Raw genomic sequence first — 20168 nt, 5'->3', positions numbered from 1 at the left:
TTCGTTATTCGTTATTCGTTATTCGTTATTCGTTAAAAGCGTAAGCGCTCCTTCGAATAACGACAAGCGCAGCGTTCGACTAACGAATAACGAAATTAAGCTTTTTCGACTTGGCCGAACTCAAGCTCTACTGGCGTTGCGCGGCCGAAGATAGACACTGACACGGTCAAGCGGCTCTTCTCGTAATCTACGCTTTCAACGGTACCGTTAAAGTCAGCAAACGGACCATCATTAACACGCACCACTTCACCTGGCTCGAACAAGGTCTTCGGCTTCGGCTTATCAACCGATTCTTGCAAGCGGTTCAAGATAGCATCAGCTTCTTTTTGAGTGATTGGCGTTGGGCGATCTTGCTTACCACCAATAAAGCCTAAAACGCGTGGAATACTTTTCACTAAGTGCCATGATTCATCATCCATGGCCATTTCGACAAGTACGTAGCCTGGGAAGAATTTGCGCTCGCTCTTGCGGCGCTGGCCAGCTTTCATTTCAACGACTTCTTCGGTCGGAACCAGCACTTCACCAAACTTGTCTTCCATGCCGTGCATTTTGATGTGCTCACGTAGCGACTGGGCGACACGTGACTCGAAGCCTGAGAAGGCTTGCACAACATACCAGCGTTTCTTTAATTCAGTCATGATTTAAAACTCCAGTCCGGTGAAGAAACCTACAACACGTACTAGAATCGCATCCATGCCCCACAGAATCAATGAGACAATAGCTGTTGCTACAACAACGATAATGGTTGTTTGAGTTGCTTCCTGACGCGTTGGCCACACAACTCGACGAACTTCAGTACGGCTTTCTTTTGCGAAGCTACGGAAACGACGACCTTTGTCCGTCATACCCGCGACCACACCTGCGATAGCAACTAGCAATACCACAGCAATCGCACGATACAATACTGAAACTGTCTCACCGTAGTAGTAGTTACCCACTACAGCGGCAGCTAAAAGCGCAATAGCAAGAACCCACTTAATGCTATCAAATGAACTGCTTTGCGTTTCGGAAGTAGCACTCATTATCAAATCCTGTTTTTGAAAAAACCGTTAATCGTTATTCGCTAATCGCTATTCGTTAAAAGCAAAACGCTTACCGGGCTTTCCCCTAACGGATAACGATTAACGAATAGCGTTTTAATGTGGCAGGGGTGGAGGGATTCGAACCCCCAACCGTCGGTTTTGGAGACCGCTGTTCTACCAATTGGAACTACACCCCTGCAGGGTTCTGCTTATCTTACAGAAACGGACGCCGTATTATACCGATCAAGCCTGTGAAAACAAGAGCGTTACGCTTTATTCGTTACTCGTTAATCGTTATTCGTTATTCGTTAATCGAAGCGACACACAAATAACGACAAGCGTAGCGATCGAATAACGAATAACGACGTCCCAACAAAAAAGGGAGCCGAAGCTCCCTTTTCAAATGCGTCAGTGCAACACGACGTATTAATCTAAGATCTTAGATACTACGCCTGCGCCTACTGTACGACCACCTTCACGGATTGCGAAGCGTAAACCTTCGTCCATCGCGATTGGGTGAATCAAGTCAACAACAAATTTCAAGTTGTCGCCTGGCATTACCATTTCTACGCCTTCTGGCAATTGTACTGCACCAGTTACGTCAGTTGTACGGAAGTAGAACTGTGGACGGTAGCCTTTGAAGAATGGCGTGTGACGGCCACCTTCTTCTTTGGTCAATACGTACACTTCTGCTTCAAACTTAGTGTGTGGAGTGATTGAACCTGGCTTCGCCAATACTTGGCCACGTTGGATTTCGTCACGCTTAGTACCACGCAACAACGCACCTACGTTCTCACCTGCACGACCTTCGTCAAGCAACTTACGGAACATTTCTACACCAGTTACGGTAGTCTTCGTGGTATCTTTGATACCTACGATTTCTACTTCGTCACCTGTGCGAACGATACCGCGCTCTACACGACCAGTTACTACTGTACCACGACCTGAGATCGAGAATACGTCTTCGATTGGCATGATGAACGGCTTGTCGATATCACGCTCTGGCTCTGGGATGTAAGTATCCAAAGCTTCTGCCAATTCGATGATTTTCGCTTCCCACTGCTCTTCGCCTTCCAACGCTTTCAACGCTGAACCTTGAATTACTGGCAAGTCGTCACCTGGGAAATCGTACTCAGATAGAAGTTCACGTACTTCCATCTCTACCAATTCCAACAACTCTTCGTCGTCTACCATGTCACATTTGTTCATGAAGACTACGATGAACGGTACACCTACCTGACGTGACAACAAGATGTGCTCACGGGTTTGTGGCATTGGACCGTCAGTTGCCGCTACTACCAAGATCGCGCCGTCCATCTGAGCAGCACCAGTGATCATGTTTTTAACGTAGTCAGCGTGTCCAGGACAGTCGACGTGCGCGTAGTGACGCGTTGGCGTGTCATACTCAACGTGTGACGTTGAGATGGTGATACCACGTGCTTTTTCTTCTGGAGCGTTATCGATCGCTGCGAAGTCTTTCGCTGAACCACCGTAGGTCTTTGCCAATACAGTAGTGATTGCAGCAGTCAGAGTAGTTTTACCGTGGTCAACGTGGCCGATTGTACCTACGTTAACGTGCGGTTTCGAACGTTCAAATTTTTCTTTTGACATGACTTTTCCTTAACTTAAGTTAAAAGTCCGGTCCTCGAAGAACCGGACCAGACTCTACTTAATCGTTTTTCGTTTGACGAGCAGCAATAACCTGCTCAGCAACGTTGTTTGGTGCTTCAGCGTACTTCAAGAATTCCATCGCGTAAGATGCGCGGCCCTGAGTCTGCGAACGCAGGTCAGTAGCGTAACCGAACATTTCCGATAATGGAACTTGTGCACGAACTTCTTTCAAACCACCAGCGCCATCTTCCATACCTTCGATGATGCCGCGACGACGGTTCAAGTCACCAACTACGTCACCCATGAAATCTTCAGGGGTAACAACTTCAACTTTCATCATTGGCTCAAGCAATGCAGGGCTTGCTTGCAATGCACCTTTTTTGAAGGCCATGCTACCAGCGATTTTGAACGCCATTTCTGACGAGTCAACATCGTGGTAAGAACCATCATACAAGGTTGCTTTGATACCAAGGACTGGGTAGCCAGCAAGTACACCGTTCTGCATTTGCTCTTGGATACCTTTGTCAACAGCTGGGATGTATTCTTTCGGTACCACACCACCAACGATTTCGTTAACGAACTCGTAGTTTGGTACTTCATCATCCGTAGGATCGAAGTCCATTGGCTCAAGCTTGATCCAAACGTGACCGAACTGACCACGACCACCTGATTGACGTACGAATTTACCTTCAACTTCCACCGCTTGGCGGATGCTTTCACGGTAAGCAACCTGTGGTTTACCAACGTTACATTCAACTTTGAACTCACGCTTCATACGGTCAACGATGATGTCTAGGTGAAGCTCACCCATACCAGAGATGATGGTTTGACCCGTCTCTTCATCAGTCTTCACACGGAACGATGGATCTTCTGCTGCCAATTTACCTAAAGCAATACCCATTTTTTCTTGGTCAGCTTTAGTTTTTGGCTCTACAGCAACAGAAATTACCGGCTCAGGGAATTCCATACGCTCAAGCGTGATAACGTTGTTTGGATCACACAGAGTGTCACCCGTAGTTACGTCTTTCAGGCCGATTGCAGCTGCGATGTCACCTGCCAAGATCTCTTTGATCTCTTGACGGTCGTTCGCGTGCATCTGAACCATACGACCGATACGCTCACGCTTATCTTTTACTGGGTTATATACAGTGTCACCTTGTGACAATACACCCGAGTAAACGCGCAAGAACGTCAATGTACCCACGAATGGGTCAGTCGCGATTTTAAACGCCAACGCTGCGAAAGGCTCGTCGTCAGAAGACTTACGAACACCTTCAGATTCGTCAGGCAAGATACCACGAATGGCTTTAACTTCAGTTGGTGATGGCAAGTATTCAACAACGGCGTCAAGTACAGCTTGAACACCTTTGTTTTTAAATGCAGAACCACACAAGCAAAGTACGATTTCGTTGTTCAACGTACGCTCACGCAAACCAGCTTTGATTTCAGCTTCAGTCAGTTCGCCTTCTTCGAGGTACTTGTTCATCAAGTCTTCGTTAGCTTCTGCAGCAGCTTCAACCAATTCAGCGTGTAACTCTTCAGCTTCGTCTTTAAGATCCGCTGGGATCTCTTCGTAAGTGAAAGTCATGCCCTGGTCATCTTCGTTCCAGTTGATAGCTTTCATCTTCACCAGGTCAACAACGCCTTTGAAGTTCTCTTCAGTACCGATATTCAAATGAATTGGTACAGGAATCGCGTTCAAACGTGTTTTGATTTGACCAACAACACGTAAGAAATCAGCACCAGTACGGTCCATCTTGTTGACGAAAACCATACGTGGAACTTCATATTTGTTTGCTTGGCGCCATACGGTTTCAGTCTGTGGCTGAACACCTGAAGAACCACACAACACAACAACAGCACCATCAAGTACACGCAAAGAACGTTCTACTTCGATAGTGAAGTCAACGTGTCCAGGGGTGTCGATGATGTTGATGCGGTGTTCTGGGAACTGAGCATCCATACCACGCCAGAATGACGTTACTGCAGCAGAGGTGATAGTAATACCACGCTCTTGCTCCTGCGCCATCCAGTCTGTGGTAGCAGTACCGTCATGCGTCTCGCCGATCTTATGTGATAAACCGGTGTAAAACAAAACACGCTCGGTGGTGGTTGTTTTACCGGCATCTACGTGAGCACAGATACCAATATTACGGTAGCGCTCAATCGATGTTTTACGAGCCATAAAATCCTCTTTGGGTTTACTGTGAATTTATTACCAGCGGTAATGTGCGAACGCTTTGTTCGCTTCGGCCATACGGTGCACGTCTTCACGCTTCTTCACAGCAGAGCCTTTGTTTTCTGATGCGTCTAGCATTTCACCTGCTAGGCGCTGAGCCATGGATTTTTCACCCCGAGTACGCGCGGCATCAACTAACCAACGCATAGCCAGTGCATTACGACGCACTGGACGAACTTCTACAGGAACCTGGTAAGTCGAACCACCAACACGGCGAGACTTAACCTCTACTGTAGGACGAACGTTGTCCAATGCTTCTTCAAAAATTTCTAAATGGTCTTTCTTGGTTTTTTCAGCCAAGATATCTAAAGCACCATAAATGATTTGTTCTGCGACAGCTTTTTTGCCGTCAATCATGACGACATTGATAAATTTAGCCAACAACTCTGATCCGAACTTAGGATCCGGAAGGATTTTACGTTGACCAATGACGCGTCTTCTAGGCATCTCAATATTCTCCGATTAATTCAGGGTTTCCCCAAAACTTACAAAATGACAGTGTTTGGCCTTACTAACGGAGAACCGTTAAGATTTCGGCCGCTTAGCGCCGTACTTAGAACGGCCTTGTTTACGGTCGTTCACGCCAGCACAGTCAAGCGCGCCGCGCACTGTGTGATAACGAACACCTGGCAAGTCTTTTACACGACCGCCGCGAATCAATACGACAGAGTGCTCTTGCAAGTTGTGACCTTCACCACCGATGTACGAAGAAACTTCGTAACCATTAGTCAAACGCACACGACATACTTTACGTAGCGCTGAGTTTGGCTTTTTCGGGGTGGTTGTATAAACACGGGTACATACACCGCGTTTCTGTGGGCAAGCCTCAAGTGCCGGAACGTTGCTCTTAACAACCGGCTTATGACGGCCTTTGCGCACCAGCTGATTAACTGTTGCCATTAATAACTCCTGATTTTGTTGATGTCGCTCAACAGAGTGAAAAAATCCAATTCCCCATACAACGAGCTAAACGCCCGTCTATAACGGGGAGGCCGAATTTTAATGGTCAATAATTGGACTGTCAAGGAAAAGCGGTGATTGACACGATTGGGCTCGCTGATCGCGAGCCCTTGTGGGTTAGTCTTTTGTGTCGATTAACAATGACTCAGCATAACTTCTGGCATCAGCGACTTGGTTATTTAAGACCACCACCGCCCGTGAGCCATCAAGGTAAAATCCGACATAACTGACAAAGCCTGCGGTCTGCCCTGCATGCCAAGCAAATACCTTTCCTGCAGGGTCTTCTTGTAACAGCCAGCCTAACGCTTGTTGGCAACATGCCGCCGCCGAGACTCGAGGCGTCAACAATAGCTGCTTGAGTGCGTCATCCTGTTGCAGACGTTGTTGCAACTGCTGCACATAATTGACCATATCAGGTAAGGTCGCGACCACCGCTCCTGCGCCGGCCAAAGCTTGGAAGCGCCATGGCTGGACACGGTTCCCTTGGATATCGTGTGGCGTTGCAAGCGCTTCATTCACTGGCGACGCCGTTAACGCCAACTGGCTATGCGGCATCGCAAAGGGCTTAAAAATACGTTGCTGCATAAGTGTTTGTAGGGATACCCCTTGCGCTTTGGCGAGCGCTTCGCCAAGTGCACCGACCGCATAATTCGAGTAGGCATGGGATGTTTGCGTGACACTTTGCTGCGCTAGCGCTTGTTGAAGTGCAGCCTCGTCATAGTGCGCATACGGATTCTGCTGCACCGCCCCATCAACCAAATTCTGCGGCAAGCGCGGTAGCCCACTGGTATGCGTAGCTAAACTTTCCAGCGTAATAGTGCTCGGCGCTCCAGGGAAATACTTCGCCAGTGGTGTGGAGAGCGCTAGCTCATCATTTCGTACCGCCAGCGCAAGCAAATAGGCAACGAAGGTCTTCGACACCGAACCGATTTCATACGCAGTGTCCGCATCGTGAGTACCGAAATAGGTTACCTCCACATTGTCCGGCGTCAGTACTGCGACAGCACCGCCTTTGTCACCAATCTCAGAGCTCGGCAGCTCGGGCCGTGGCGTGTCTTCCGTGATTTCAGCAAACGTCAGTGGATACGGCATACCTTGCACCCAAAGCCCCTGGTAGCCGCCTTCGTCATTGCTTTCGCCTCGATAGAGCACACTAAGCGCTTCGGCCGAAAACTTCAAAGTCTGTGCATCAATAGTTAGCTCGTCGAGGGGAATTCCGTAACTTTGCTGAGCAAGACTATCCAAGGTGCCAACAAACCCACCTTTGGTAACACCCACGTTGACACGTAATGGTAGCTTTTGCCCCGACACCTCAAGTGTACCTAGATATTGCTTTTCATAGGCTAGACGCCCGGTGTCGTCGTCATCGAGTCGATGAAAAGTGAGTGGAAACGTTTGCCCTTGGGTAAACTCACCAACAATCTGATCGTTCGTGTGTTGACCCGAGAAGGTGACGTTAAACGCGTCGACATTAAAGCTAACGCTTCCTTCGTCATAGCTAAAGCTGTCGAGGGCGTGTCGCTTTGAGCTTTGGTTCGGACTGATGAAGGTTGCCACGCCGTCTTCAATATCGAGCCCCAACACGAGCCGCATTTGCGGTTGCGGTGTTAATACAGCGCGCCACACGCCATCGAGCTGATTGGCGTAGCCGCTACATGGACTACTGAAAGTAAATAATAGTACTAGGCTAAGAAAGTGTTTCATAAGTCATACCCCTTGCTGCAATAACCTCACACCCTAGCCCAATAAAAAAAGCCAGTCGAGTTACCGACTGGCCTTTTGTGTTACAAAACGCTAACACTTATTCTGCGTTATCACCCGCTGCATTGTCTTCGTTTCCGAAGTTCAACGCATCAGCAAGTTGCTGCTCTGCTTCTTCCGCAGTTAGCTTAGGCACTTCGCCTTGCGCTAATGCTTCCATACGCTTGCGCGCACGCTCACGGTGATAAGCGAAACCGGTACCCGCTGGGATCAAACGACCCACGATAACGTTTTCTTTCAGACCACGTAGTGGATCTTGCTTACCTTGTACCGCAGCTTCAGTCAGAACTCGCGTCGTTTCTTGGAACGATGCAGCTGAGATAAACGATTCAGTTGAAAGTGATGCTTTGGTGATACCTAACAACTGACGTTCGTAAGTCGCTGGCATTTTACCATTGGCTTCCGCTTCAGCGTTGGCCGCAAGCACTTCTGACAACTCCATCATTTCGCCTTCAAGCAGTTCAGTCTCACCTGGGCTTAAGATAATCGCTTTACGCAACATCTGACGAACGATCGTTTCGATGTGCTTATCGTTAATCTTAACGCCCTGTAGACGGTAAACTTCTTGAACTTCGTTCACGATGTAGTTTGCAAGGGCACTAACGCCACGCAAACGCAAGATATCGTGTGGTGCTTCTGGACCATCGGCGATAACTTCACCTTTAGCCACTTGCTCACCTTCGAAGATGTTCAATTGACGATACTTAGGAATCATCTCTTCGTATTGCTCACCACCGTCCATAGGCGTGATGATCAAACGACGCTTACCTTTGGTCTCTTTACCGAAACTCACAGTACCTGTGATTTCCGCCAAGATTGCAGGCTCTTTCGGACGACGCGCTTCGAACAAGTCGGCAACGCGCGGCAAACCACCGGTAATATCGCGTGTTTTTGAACCTTCTTGTGGAATACGTGCAACCGTATCACCTACTTTCACTTCCGCGTTATCTTCAAGGTTGATGATCGCGTTACCTGGCAAGAAGTACTGCGCAGGCATATCGGTACCAACGATGTTAACGTCGTTACCTTTCTCGTCGACCAACTTAACCATTGGACGCATGTCTTTACCAGCGCTGGTACGTTGACCTGTTTCAAGTACAACGATGCTCGAAAGACCGGTCAGCTCGTCCGTTTGACGCGTCATGGTTACGCCGTCAATCAAGTCAACGAACTTCAGACGACCTGCTACCTCGGTAATAATCGGGTGCGTGTGCGGGTCCCAGTTGGCAACAATTTCGCCGCCTTCAACTGTATCACCTTCGTTTTTCTTCAACACAGCACCGTAAGGTACTTTGTAACGCTCGCGCTCACGACCGAACTCATCAATCAAGGTCAACTCTGTTGAACGTGAGGTGATAACGATATGGCCGTCAGTGTTTTCAACGTACTTGGCGTTGTGTAACTTCAAGGTACCGTTGTTTTTCACTTGTACGCTGTTGGCTGCAGAGTCACGCGATGCCGCACCACCGATGTGGAAGGTACGCATGGTTAACTGTGTGCCAGGCTCACCAATCGATTGGGCAGCGATAACACCAACTGCTTCACCTTGGTTAACAATGTGGCCACGCGCCAAATCACGACCATAACAGTGCGCACAAACACCGAAGTCTGTGTCACAGGTAATGACCGAGCGAACTTTAACTTCGTCGATTGAGTTTTGTTCTAACAGGTCACACATCTTCTCATCAAGAAGCGTGTTACGCGCAATAAGCACGTCATCTGAACCTGGAACAAGAACATCATCACAGACCACACGACCAAGTACACGCTCACGTAGTGGTTCTACAACGTCACCACCTTCGATCAACGGCTTGATAAAGAGGCCATCGTGCGTACCACAGTCATCTTCAACGATGACCACGTCTTGTGCTACGTCAACCAAACGACGGGTCAAGTAACCCGAGTTCGCTGTCTTCAATGCGGTATCGGCCAAACCTTTACGTGCACCGTGAGTTGAGATGAAGTACTGAAGTACGTTCAAACCTTCACGGAAGTTCGCAACGATTGGCGTTTCGATGATTGAGCCATCTGGCTTCGCCATCAAACCACGCATACCGGCTAACTGACGAATCTGAGCAGCACTACCACGAGCGCCCGAGTCGGCCATCATGTAGACAGAGTTAAACGAGTCTTGCTCTTCTTCTTCACCGTCACGGTTGATCACGATTTCCTTCGAGAGGTTTTCCATCATTGCTTTAGAAACTTTCTCGTTGGCGGTTGACCAAATATCGATGACTTTGTTGTATTTCTCACCAGCAGTTACAAGACCTTGCTCAAACTGTTCTTGAATTTCAGCAACTTCTTCTTCTGCAGCAGCGATAATATCTTTCTTCGCATCAGGGATAACCATGTCGTCGATACCTACCGACGCACCTGCCACCATTGCGTAATGGAAACCGGTATACATGATTTGGTCAGCAAAGATAACCGTCGGCTTCAAGCCTAAGTCACGGTATGAACGATTCAACAAGCGACTGATTTGTTTCTTACCCATCGCTTGGTTGATCATGTCAAACGGCATACCTTCAGGCAGAATCAACGACAAAATACCACGGCCTACAGTCGTGTCATAAATGGTACTGGTGTTGGTTCGTTCACCGTCTTCACTGATGACGACTTCTTGCAAACGCACTTTCACACGCGCATGCAATTCTGCTGCGCCTGAGCGGTAAGCTTTTTCAGCTTCCTTGGCGTTTTTGAAGATCATGCCTTCACCTTTCGCGTTAACTTTCTCACGCGTCATGTAGTAGAGACCAAGTACAACGTCCTGTGAAGGAACGATGATCGGGTCGCCACTTGCTGGTGAAAGAATGTTGTTGGTCGACATCATCAAAGCACGCGCTTCGAGCTGAGCTTCCAACGTCAATGGTAAGTGAACCGCCATTTGGTCACCGTCGAAGTCGGCGTTATAGGCCGCACAAACCAACGGGTGAAGCTGGATCGCTTTACCTTCGATCAAAACAGGTTCGAACGCCTGGATACCCAAACGGTGCAAGGTTGGTGCACGGTTCAAAAGTACTGGGTGTTCTTTGATGACTTCATCAAGCACGTCCCATACTTCTGGGATCTCGCGCTCAACCATCTTCTTCGCAGCTTTGATCGTGGTCGCCAAACCTCGGCCTTCAAGCTTACCGTAGATAAATGGCTTGAACAGTTCCAACGCCATTTTCTTAGGTAAACCACACTGGTGAAGACGTAATTTAGGACCTACGGTGATTACCGAACGACCTGAGTAGTCAACACGCTTACCAAGCAAGTTCTGACGGAAACGACCTTGTTTACCTTTGATCATGTCCGCAAGCGATTTCAATGGACGTTTATTTGTACCGGTAATCGCACGACCGCGACGACCGTTATCAAGCAAAGCATCTACCGCTTCTTGCAACATACGCTTTTCGTTACGAACAATGATGTCCGGTGCAGCAAGGTCTAACAAACGCTTCAAACGGTTGTTACGGTTAATTACACGACGATAAAGATCGTTCAAATCTGAGGTTGCAAAGCGGCCACCATCAAGTGGTACCAACGGACGCAAGTCTGGTGGCAGCACTGGGAGCACTTTTAAGATCATCCACTCAGGCTTATTACCTGACTGATGGAATGACTCGAGCAACTTCAAGCGCTTGCTGATTTTCTTACGCTTGGTTTCAGAGTTGGTTTCTGGCAATTCTTCACGAAGCTGCTTGATATCACCTTCAATATCAATGTGATGCAATAAGCTAAGTACAGCTTCTGCACCCATCTTCGCTTCAAACTCGTCACCGTGCTCTTCGAGTGAGTCAAGGTACTCTTCTTCCGTCAAGATTTGACCACGTTCAAGCGACGTCATGCCGCCTTCAGTGACAACGTATGATTCGAAATAAAGTACACGCTCGATATCACGCAAGGTCATATCAAGCATCAAACCGATACGGCTTGGCAATGATTTTAAGAACCAGATGTGCGCAACTGGGCTAGCAAGTTCGATGTGACCCATACGCTCACGACGTACTTTGGTCAAGGTAACTTCTACGCCACACTTCTCACAGATCACACCACGGTGCTTCAAACGCTTGTATTTACCACACAAACATTCGTAATCTTTCACCGGACCAAAGATACGCGCACAGAACAAGCCGTCGCGCTCAGGTTTGAAAGTACGGTAGTTGATCGTTTCTGGTTTTTTAACTTCACCGAAAGACCAGCTACGGATCATGTCCGGAGAAGCAAGTCCGATGCGAATCGCATCGAACTCTTCAGTCTGGTTTAACGGCTTCAAAAACTTTAATAAGTCTTTCACGATTTATCTCCTGGCAATTAGCGTCCGGTGTGGTCTCAGTCTTGGTCCAACTCAATGTTGATACCTAGCGAGCGGATCTCCTTCAGCAATACGTTGAAGGATTCCGGCATACCAGCTTCCATGCGCAAGTCGTTATCAACGATGTTCTTGTACATCTTCGTACGACCATTCACGTCGTCCGATTTCACCGTTAACATTTCTTGCAAGGTGTAAGCTGCACCGTATGCTTCCAATGCCCACACTTCCATCTCACCGAAGCGCTGGCCACCGAACTGTGCTTTACCACCCAGCGGCTGCTGAGTAACCAAGCTGTACGAACCGGTTGAACGGGCGTGCATCTTATCGTCAACCAAGTGGTTGAGCTTAAGCATGTACATGTAACCGACAGTTACGTCACGCTCGAAGCGTTCACCAGTACGTCCGTCCCACAAAGTGATCTGACCTGACTCAGGTAAGTCACCTAGTTTCAGGAGTTCTTTAATTTCACTTTCAATGGCACCATCGAATACTGGGGTTGCCGTTGGCAAACCTTTCTTCAAGTTGTGCGCAAGACGCATCACTTCGTCATCACTGAAGTCAGCCAAATTAACTTCTTGGCGCGTCTCACCTAGGTCATAAACCTTTTGTAAGAACTCGCGCATTTCAGCGATTTCGGCCTGATGCTTCATCATTTTTTCGATCTTGGTACCGATACCACGTGCCGCCAAACCAAGGTGCGTTTCGAGGATCTGACCGATGTTCATACGCGATGGTACGCCCAACGGGTTAAGTACGATATCGACTGGGTTACCTTCTGCGTCATGTGGCATATCTTCCACAGGAACGATGGTTGAGATAACACCTTTGTTACCGTGACGACCAGCTAACTTATCACCTGGTGCGATACGACGGCGAACCGCCAAGTACACTTTGACAATCTTCAATACGCCTGGCGCAAGGTCATCACCTTGAGTGATTTTACGACGCTTGTTCTCAAACTTATTGTCGAAGTCAGTGCGAAGTTCTTCGTACTGCTCAGCGATTTGTTCAAGCTGCTGTTGTGCATCTTCACTCTTAAGGTTCTGTGTTAACCACTTACCTTGGTCAAGACCAGCAAGTTTTGACTCGTCAAAACCGTTCGCCAACAACAAGCTACGCGCACGCTCAAAGATACCGCGTTCAAGGATCTTGAATTCATCGGTCAAGTCTTTCTTAACTTGCGCCAATTGCATGTTTTCAATGTCAATTGCGCGCTTGTCTTTCTCAACCCCATCACGGGTAAAGACTTGAATATCGATGACAGTACCCGTCACACCGTTTGGCACGCGCAATGAACTGTCTTTCACATCCGATGCTTTCTCACCGAAGATAGCACGCAGAAGCTTCTCTTCTGGGGTCAATTGCGTTTCACCTTTAGGCGTCACTTTACCCACAAGAATATCACCGCCGCTCACTTCAGCACCTACGTAAACAACACCTGATTCGTCAAGTTTGTTCAACGCAGACTCACCGACGTTCGGAATATCAGCACTGATTTCTTCAGCACCAAGCTTAGTGTCACGTGCAACACAGCTGAGCTCTTGGATGTGGATGGTGGTCAAGCGATCTTCTTGCACCACACGCTCCGAGATCAAAATTGAATCCTCGAAGTTGTAACCGTTCCAAGGCATAAACGCGACGCGCAAGTTTTGACCTAGTGCCAAGTCACCCATGTCGGTTGACGGACCATCTGCCAAAACATCACCACGCATTACCGGCTCACCAACATTCACGTTTGGTGTCTGGTTAATACAGGTATTCTGGTTCGAGCGGGTATACTTGATCAGGTTGTAGATATCGATACCCGCTTCACCAGGTACCATTTCATCTTCATTAACCTTCACTACAATACGACCAGCATCGACTTTATCGACGACACCGCCACGCTTGGCAACGACAGTTACACCAGAGTCAACAGCTACAGTACGCTCAATACCGGTACCTACCAACGGCTTATCAGCACGTAAGGTTGGTACTGCTTGACGTTGCATGTTCGAACCCATCAAAGCACGGTTAGCATCATCGTGTTCAAGGAACGGGATCAAGCTTGCCGCGATCGATACGATCTGCTGTGGAGCAACGTCCATATACTGAACTTGCTCTTTCGACATCAAGGTAAATTCGTTCTTATAACGACAAGGAACTAAGTCTTCAATCAACTCACCTTTGTCGTTCAAAGCTACGTTCGCCTGCGCGATAACGTATTGGCCTTCTTCAATCGCTGACAAATAATCGACATCATCAGTGATTACGCCGTTGTCGATACGACGATACGGAGTTTCTAAGAAGCCATACTCATTGGTACGTGCGAACGTCGACAACGAGTTGATAAGACCGATGTTTGGACCTTCAGGCGTTTCGATTGGACACACACGACCATAGTGCGTTGGATGTACGTCACGCACCTCAAAGCCCGCACGCTCACGGGTCAAACCGCCCGGACCTAAGGCAGAAATACGACGCTTATGCGTTACTTCTGACAACGGGTTGTTTTGGTCCATAAACTGTGACAACTGGCTTGAACCAAAGAACTCTTTCACGGCAGCACTGATTGGCTTCGCGTTAATCAAGTCTTGTGGCATAACGTTGTCTAAGTCGCCCAAGCTCAAACGTTCTTTGACAGCACGCTCAACACGGACAAGACCTACACGGAACTGGTTTTCGGCCATTTCACCAACAGAACGAATACGACGGTTACCCAAGTGGTCGATATCGTCCACTTCGTCAACACCGTTACGGATTTCGATCAGCTTACGCATCACATCGATGATGTCTTGGTTCTCTAACGTACCAGGACCAGTCAACTCTTCACGACCAAGGCGACGGTTGAACTTCATACGACCTACCGCAGATAAGTCATAACGGTCATCGCTGAAGAATAAGTTGTCGAACAAGGCTTCAGCTGCTTCTTTTGTTGGCGGCTCGCCCGGACGCATCATGCGATAGATTTCAACCAAGGCTTCCAAGCGGTTACTGCTTGGATCAATGCGCAAGGTTTCGCTCATGTACGGACCATGATCAAGGTCGTTCACGAACAAGGTTTCGAATTTCTTAAAGCCAGCTTCACGCAACTCAGCAAGTAACTCGAGCGTTAGCTCAGCGTTAGCTGCTGCGATGACTTCGCCAGTTTTTTTATCGATTTGGTCTTTCGCCAATACTTTACCAACCAAGTACTCAAGTGGTACTTCCATTTCTGGTTGGTTCAAGTTTTCAATTTGCTTGATATGGCGCGCAGTAATACGGCGGCCTTTTTCAACGATCACGTCGCCATCATCGTTCTTAATATCAAACTTCGCGGTTTCACCACGTAGACGCTCAGGTACCAATTGCATGAAAATCTTCTTACCACGGAACTGGAAGTAAGTGGTTTCGAAGAACATACCAAGGATTTCTTCAGTGCTGTACTCAAGCGCACGTAGAATGATTGACGCTGGCAACTTCCGGCGACGGTCAATACGCACGAATACGTTGTCTTTCGGATCGAATTCGAAATCCAACCATGAACCACGATATGGAATCACGCGTGCGTTATAAAGTACCTTGCCCGAAGAGTGCGTCTTACCTTTGTCATGGTCAAAGAACACGCCCGGCGAACGGTGTAGCTGAGAAACGATAACACGTTCAGTACCATTGATAACAAAGGTACCGTTTTCGGTCATCAATGGGATCTCACCCATGTAGACTTCTTGCTCGCGCATGTCTTTAACTGTGCCTGCAGCTGCTTCTTTATCATAAAGCACAAGACGCAGTTTGACGCGCAGCGGAGCAGAGTAAGTGATACCACGAATTTGACATTCTTGTACGTCAAATACTGGCTCACCAAGATGGTAGCTCACGTACTGCAGTTCCGAATTACCTGAATAAGCGGCAATCGGGAATACTGAGCGGAAAGCTGCTTCCAGGCCATTATTGCCTTCTGGATCCAGCTCAATAAATTTTTTGAAAGAATCTAATTGGATTGACAACAAGTAAGGTACTTCAAGTACATGAGGTCGCTTACCAAAATCCTTGCGAATACGTTTTTTCTCAGAGTAGGAGTACGCCATGGGGTTCCTCAGCTAGCTGATTGATGACCCTAACCACCGGGGAGTCGATGATTAAAAACAAACTTTTGACAGCTTGTCGTTCCCGTTTTTGTCACCGCGAGCATGCACCCCAATAACGGGCAAAAATGATACATGCTTAACAGCGCAAAAAGCCTGGTGACTCAAAAAGTCACCAGGCCCAGGCCTAAACGGCCAAGTTTTTTGTGTGCAGTTGCTTATTTAACTTCAACTTCTGCACCAGCTTCTTCAAGCTGCTTCTTCAATTCTTCAGCTTCGTCTTTGCTGATGCCTTCTTTAACAGCAACAGGTGCAGACTCAACCATAGCTTTCGCTTCTTTCAGGCCAAGACCAGTTGCGCCGCGAACTGCTTTGATCGCGCCAACTTTGTTTGAACCAGCTGATTTCAAGATTACGTCGAATTCAGTTTTCTCTTCTGCAGCAGCGTCGCCGCCTGCAGCTGGGCCAGCAGCTACTGCAACAGCAGCAGATGCGTCAACACCGAATTTTTCTTCTGCAGCTTCAATCAACTCAACCAGTTCCATTACTGGCATTTCAGCGATTGCATTCAAGATATCTTCTTTAGTAAGAGCCATAACTCTAAACTCCTGGGTTAAAATTTACAAAAAATTGGTTAATAAAACCGCTTCTATTTAGCGTCTTTAATTGCCGCCAACACACGCACAAACTTAGTAGGTACTTCGTTAATAGTACGAACGAACTTACTAACAGGTGCCTTGAAGGTGGCCAGCAATTTCGCCAATGCTTCGTCACGCGTCGGAAGAGATGCTACTGCATCAAGCTTATCTGCGCCCATCAGCCCGCTACCGAGAGATAGAGCAGTTACTTTAAGGTGCTTGTTCTCTTTAGCGAAATCTTTGAACAAACGCGCTGAGGCGCCTGGAGCTTCCAAAGAAAAGCCGTAAACAAGTGGACCTTTAAGTGCTTCATCCATGTCCGCGAACTTCGTACCTTCAAACGCACGCTTCGCTAGGGTATTCCGAATAACCTTCAGATATACACCTTGCTCACGGGCTTGACGGCGAAGTACGGTCATGTCCGCAACTTCCATACCGCGATACTCAGCAACAGCGACGGATAGAGCGTTGGTAGCAACTTCGTTAACTTCTTTAACGATTGCCTTTTTACCCGCTAAACCTAGTGCCACTGATATCACCTCTTCTTTTAGTTCTTGGCAAAGCCGCGAACTATCGTTACACATAGGTAGACCAGAACAGCATCTACCACGTTGTCACGGTGAATCTCTTACCCAGAGAGTCTGAGTCGGATTTCACCATCTGCGCAGGAAATTAAGTGTCGCTACGTTTCTTCTCAGAAACTACCGCGATACACCTGCGGTCTTGGACGGGAGCCACTTTCACTTAGCTTCAACACTGAAGTGGCAGCTCCAACCCACAAACCTTAAATCGTCAACGAACCTTGGTCGATGGCAACGCCAGCGCCCATAGTAGTTGATAAGCTAACTTTCTTGATGTACTGACCTTTTGCTGAAGAAGGCTTCGCTTTCTTCAATGCAGCCAACAATGCTTCTAAGTTCTCTTTCAACTTATCGTTGTCGAAGTCAACTTTACCGATAGTAGCGTGGATGATACCCGCTTTATCGTTGCGATAACGTACCTGACCAGCTTTTGCGTTTTGAACCGCAGTAGCAACGTCTGGCGTTACGGTGCCAGTCTTAGGGTTTGGCATCAAACCACGTGGACCAAGGATTTGACCCAACTGACCAACAACACGCATCGCGTCAGGTGAAGCTACGACCACGTCGAAGTTCATTTCACCTTTCTTAACTTGCTCAGCTAAATCTTCCATACCAACGATGTCAGCACCGGCTTCTTTAGCTTTCTCAACGTTTGCGCCGCTAGTGAACACTGCTACGCGAACGTCACGACCTGTACCGTTTGGCAACACAGTTGCGCCACGAACGTTTTGGTCAGATTTACGAGCGTCGATACCCAAGTTTACTGAAACATCAACGCTTTCTTTGAATTTTGCAGTTGCTAATTCTTTTAACAACGTGATCGCTTCGTTGATTTCGTAGTCACGAACTTCAACTTTCTCACGGATCAAACGTGCACGTTTTGTCAATTTAGCCATCTTACAGACCCTCCACATTCAGGCCCATCGCGCGAGCTGAACCGGCGATAGTACGTACTGCTGCATCAAGGTCAGCCGCTGTTAAATCTGGCTCTTTAACCTTAGCAATTTCTTCCAACTGAGCGCGGGTAACAGTACCTACTTTTTCAGTGTTTGGACGACCTGAACCACTCTTAATACCTGCAGCTTTCTTCAACAAGAACGCAGCTGGAGGAGTTTTAGTGATGAACGTGAAAGAACGGTCTTCGAAAACTGTAATTTCAACAGGAACTGGCGCGCCTTTTTCAAGCTGGTCAGTTTGAGCGTTGAATGCTTTACAGAATTCCATGATGTTCACACCGTGTTGACCAAGTGCTGGACCAACAGGAGGTGACGGGTTTGCTGCACCAGCTGCAACTTGCAGCTTGATGATAGCGCTAACTTTCTTAGCCATGTGATATACCTCTTGGTTTGGGTCAAACGCCTCGTAAGTCTTTAATTCCACGTATCTTTCAATACAAATGAAACCAAGGGGCGACTTACTCTAACGGCTCCCCGACGTAAAAAAGGAGGCGAATTATAGCCAAATTCGCATCCCAATGCAATACAAGACGAACAAAAAACGTCCGCCATTATATTCGTTCTTCGTTATTCGTTATTCGTTATTCGTTATTCGTTATTCGTTAAAAGCGTAAGCGCTCCTTCGAATAACGACAAGCGCAGCGTTCGACTAACGAATAACGAAATTAAGCTTTTTCGACTTGGCCGAACTCAAGCTCTACTGGCGTTGCGCGGCCGAAGATAGACACTGACACGGTCAAGCGGCTCTTCTCGTAATCTACGCTTTCAACGGTACCGTTAAAGTCAGCAAACGGACCATCATTAACACGCACCACTTCACCTGGCTCGAACAAGGTCTTCGGCTTCGGCTTATCAACCGATTCTTGCAAGCGGTTCAAGATAGCATCAGCTTCTTTTTGAGTGATTGGCGTTGGGCGATCTTGCTTACCACCAATAAAGCCTAAAACGCGTGGAATACTTTTCACTAAGTGCCATGATTCATCATCCATGGCCATTTCGACAAGTACGTAGCCTGGGAAGAATTTGCGCTCGCTCTTGCGGCGCTGGCCAGCTTTCATTTCAACGACTTCTTCGGTCGGAACCAGCACTTCACCAAACTTGTCTTCCATGCCGTGCATTTTGATGTGCTCACGTAGCGACTGGGCGACACGTGACTCGAAGCCTGAGAAGGCTTGCACAACATACCAGCGTTTCTTTAATTCAGTCATGATTTAAAACTCCAGTCCGGTGAAGAAACCTACAACACGTACTAGAATCGCATCCATGCCCCACAGAATCAATGAGACAATAGCTGTTGCTACAACAACGATAATGGTTGTTTGAGTTGCTTCCTGACGCGTTGGCCACACAACTCGACGAACTTCAGTACGGCTTTCTTTTGCGAAGCTACGGAAACGACGACCTTTGTCCGTCATACCCGCGACCACACCTGCGATAGCAACTAGCAATACCACAGCAATCGCACGATACAATACTGAAACTGTCTCACCGTAGTAGTAGTTACCCACTACAGCGGCAGCTAAAAGCGCAATAGCAAGAACCCACTTAATGCTATCAAATGAACTGCTTTGCGTTTCGGAAGTAGCACTCATTATCAAATCCTGTTTTTGAAAAAACCGTTAATCGTTATTCGCTAATCGCTATTCGTTAAAAGCAAAACGCTTACCGGGCTTTCCCCTAACGGATAACGATTAACGAATAGCGTTTTAATGTGGCAGGGGTGGAGGGATTCGAACCCCCAACCGTCGGTTTTGGAGACCGCTGTTCTACCAATTGGAACTACACCCCTGCAGGGTTCTGCTTATCTTACAGAAACGGACGCCGTATTATACCGATCAAGCCTGTGAAAACAAGAGCGTTACGCTTTATTCGTTACTCGTTAATCGTTATTCGTTATTCGTTAATCGAAGCGACACACAAATAACGACAAGCGTAGCGATCGAATAACGAATAACGACGTCCCAACAAAAAAGGGAGCCGAAGCTCCCTTTTCAAATGCGTCAGTGCAACACGACGTATTAATCTAAGATCTTAGATACTACGCCTGCGCCTACTGTACG

The 20168-nt window shown here is 47.7% G+C and carries 15 protein-coding genes and 2 tRNA genes; all 17 read right to left on the bottom strand.

What is annotated here, in order from left to right:
* Positions 1-95: 95 nt before the first annotated feature.
* Positions 96-638: a transcription termination/antitermination protein NusG gene (nusG, locus tag G535_RS0105290; protein WP_026861096.1), complete on the bottom strand. Its 543-nt coding sequence runs from the start codon at positions 636-638 to the stop codon at positions 96-98.
* 3 nt (positions 639-641) lie between these two features.
* A complete protein-coding gene (secE, locus tag G535_RS0105285; RefSeq protein WP_026861095.1) occupies positions 642-1022 on the bottom strand; it encodes a preprotein translocase subunit SecE in 381 nt (126 codons plus the stop codon).
* 120 nt (positions 1023-1142) lie between these two features.
* A tRNA-Trp gene (locus G535_RS0105280) sits at positions 1143-1219 on the bottom strand.
* Between the two features lie 229 nt (positions 1220-1448).
* Positions 1449-2633, bottom strand: a complete 1185-nt coding sequence (tuf, locus tag G535_RS0105275; protein ID WP_026861106.1) for an elongation factor Tu — start codon at positions 2631-2633, stop codon at positions 1449-1451.
* 58 nt (positions 2634-2691) lie between these two features.
* Complete coding sequence (gene fusA, locus G535_RS0105270; protein WP_026861105.1) at positions 2692-4818, bottom strand: elongation factor G; 2127 nt, start codon at positions 4816-4818, stop codon at positions 2692-2694.
* A 30-nt stretch (positions 4819-4848) separates the two neighbouring features.
* On the bottom strand, positions 4849-5319 hold the full coding sequence (gene rpsG / locus G535_RS0105265) for a 30S ribosomal protein S7 (RefSeq protein WP_026861104.1): 471 nt from the start codon (positions 5317-5319) through the stop codon (positions 4849-4851).
* A gap of 78 nt (positions 5320-5397) precedes the next feature.
* The gene (gene rpsL / locus G535_RS0105260) at positions 5398-5772 is read right to left on the bottom strand and encodes a 30S ribosomal protein S12 (RefSeq protein WP_026861103.1); all 375 of its coding nucleotides are present in this window, start codon (positions 5770-5772) and stop codon (positions 5398-5400) included.
* A 177-nt stretch (positions 5773-5949) separates the two neighbouring features.
* Positions 5950-7536, bottom strand: coding sequence for a serine hydrolase domain-containing protein (locus G535_RS13850; protein ID WP_051206977.1), 1587 nt, complete (start codon positions 7534-7536; stop codon positions 5950-5952).
* Positions 7537-7633: 97 nt separating this feature from the next.
* Complete coding sequence (rpoC, locus tag G535_RS0105250) at positions 7634-11872, bottom strand: DNA-directed RNA polymerase subunit beta' (protein WP_026861102.1); 4239 nt, start codon at positions 11870-11872, stop codon at positions 7634-7636.
* 35 nt (positions 11873-11907) lie between these two features.
* Entirely contained in the window at positions 11908-15936 is a 4029-nt protein-coding gene (gene rpoB / locus G535_RS0105245) for a DNA-directed RNA polymerase subunit beta (protein WP_026861101.1), read from the bottom strand.
* A 215-nt stretch (positions 15937-16151) separates the two neighbouring features.
* A complete protein-coding gene (rplL, locus tag G535_RS0105240; protein WP_026861100.1) occupies positions 16152-16529 on the bottom strand; it encodes a 50S ribosomal protein L7/L12 in 378 nt (125 codons plus the stop codon).
* A 53-nt stretch (positions 16530-16582) separates the two neighbouring features.
* Positions 16583-17101, bottom strand: a complete 519-nt coding sequence (rplJ, locus tag G535_RS0105235; RefSeq protein WP_026861099.1) for a 50S ribosomal protein L10 — start codon at positions 17099-17101, stop codon at positions 16583-16585.
* 254 nt (positions 17102-17355) lie between these two features.
* Positions 17356-18048, bottom strand: coding sequence for a 50S ribosomal protein L1 (rplA, locus tag G535_RS0105230; RefSeq protein WP_026861098.1), 693 nt, complete (start codon positions 18046-18048; stop codon positions 17356-17358).
* A gap of 1 nt (position 18049) precedes the next feature.
* Positions 18050-18481: a 50S ribosomal protein L11 gene (gene rplK / locus G535_RS0105225; RefSeq protein ID WP_026861097.1), complete on the bottom strand. Its 432-nt coding sequence runs from the start codon at positions 18479-18481 to the stop codon at positions 18050-18052.
* A 292-nt stretch (positions 18482-18773) separates the two neighbouring features.
* Positions 18774-19316, bottom strand: a complete 543-nt coding sequence (gene nusG / locus G535_RS0105220) for a transcription termination/antitermination protein NusG (protein WP_026861096.1) — start codon at positions 19314-19316, stop codon at positions 18774-18776.
* A gap of 3 nt (positions 19317-19319) precedes the next feature.
* Positions 19320-19700, bottom strand: a complete 381-nt coding sequence (secE, locus tag G535_RS0105215; protein ID WP_026861095.1) for a preprotein translocase subunit SecE — start codon at positions 19698-19700, stop codon at positions 19320-19322.
* A 120-nt stretch (positions 19701-19820) separates the two neighbouring features.
* Positions 19821-19897: transfer RNA gene (locus G535_RS0105210), tRNA-Trp, on the bottom strand.
* Positions 19898-20168 lie beyond the last annotated feature (271 nt).

The organism is Pseudidiomarina sediminum DSM 21906 (genome assembly GCF_000423165.1).
In the GTDB taxonomy this organism is placed as follows: Bacteria; Pseudomonadota; Gammaproteobacteria; order Enterobacterales; family Alteromonadaceae; genus Pseudidiomarina; species Pseudidiomarina sediminum.
Note: the sequence above shows the minus strand (reverse complement) of the source record. Positions and strands in the feature narration are given on the sequence as shown.